Here is a 1258-nt window from a genome sequence, read left to right on the forward strand (position 1 = left end):
TGTAGTGGTCAAGTAAAACTGGCCACAGTTTTAGAGTCATTCCAGAATAACCGTTCTGACTCATTTGGCGTCAGACCACCGTTATATTGATGTGGCCTGATCTCGCTGTAATATTCCGTGATGTACTGTGTGATTGAACGCTGCGCCTGGGCAAAATTCTCATATCCTATTGATGGCACCCATTCTGTTTTTAAACTTCGGAAGAATCGCTCCATCGGGCTGTTATCCCAACAATTTCCTCGGCGGCTCATGCTTTGCTCAATCTGATATCGCCAGAGAAGTTGCCGAAATTTCAGACTGGTGTAATGCGAGCCTTGATCACTATGGAACATCACATTTTTCGGCTTCCCTCTTGCCTCAAAAGCTATTGATAGCGCTTTACCCGTTAAGTTGGTATCCGGCGATAAAGACATTGCCCAACCGACGGGTTTTCTTGCAAAGAGATCGATAACCACGGCTAAATAAGCCCAGCGCGTTCCAACCCAAATATACGTGACATCACCGCACCAGACTTGGTTCGGCTCCGTCACGACGAACTGGCGGTCTAATTTATTAGCGACTTCAACATGTTCTTGAGTCGCTTTCTTGTAAGCATGCTTAGGCAGCTGACAGCTCACTAAGCCAAGCTTTTTCATCAACTTACTAGCACGATAACGGCTCAGTGGTATTCCTTTTGTCGTCACTATCTCTGCGATAGTTCGAGCTCCCGCAGAGCCATTACTGATGCGGTACGCGGCTTTAACTTCGCTACATAACTCGACGAAATCAGAATTAATCGCCTTGGGGCGGCCAGACCAATATTTGTAACTGCTTCGATGGATGCTGAATACATCACAAAGTGTAGAAACACTGTGGCTCTGCTTGAGTTTCTCGACTAGCGAGAATTGTTCAGCGAGTCGGACATCAAGAGAGCTGTAGCCTTTTTTAATATTTCATTATGTTCTTCGAGGCGAGCCAATTTCTTCTTTAACTCACGGATCTCGATTTGTTCTGGCGTCATCGGAGAAGCTTTAGGTGAAACGCCTTGCCGCTCTTCTTTGAGTTGGCGAACCCACTTATCCATGGTGGATTTACCGACATTCATTGCCTTGGCTGCTTCAGCTACCGAGTAGCCCTGGTCAAGAATCAACTGCGCGGCTTCAAGTTTAAACTCGGGGCTAAATGTTCTTCTGCTAGGTTTTGTCATTGTGTCACCTGTTAACTTCTGAGGTGATGATATCACCTCTAATCAGGTGGCCAAATTAACTATGCCACTACA

1 protein-coding gene is annotated in these 1258 nt (G+C 46.1%); it reads right to left on the minus strand.

What is annotated here, in order from left to right:
- Window positions 1-8: 8 nt before the first annotated feature.
- Window positions 9-1186, minus strand: a protein-coding gene (locus L6J37_RS21175; RefSeq protein WP_218387453.1) for an IS3 family transposase whose coding sequence is annotated in 2 segments (ribosomal slippage) — window positions 9-928 and window positions 928-1186 — 1179 coding nt in all. Because the reading frame shifts where the segments join, the coding sequence is not laid out codon by codon here.
- Between the last annotated feature and the right edge of the window lie 72 nt (window positions 1187-1258).

Origin of the sequence: Photobacterium sp. WH77, assembly GCF_022014395.1 — a bacterium.
GTDB lineage: Bacteria > Pseudomonadota > Gammaproteobacteria > Enterobacterales > Vibrionaceae > Photobacterium > Photobacterium arenosum.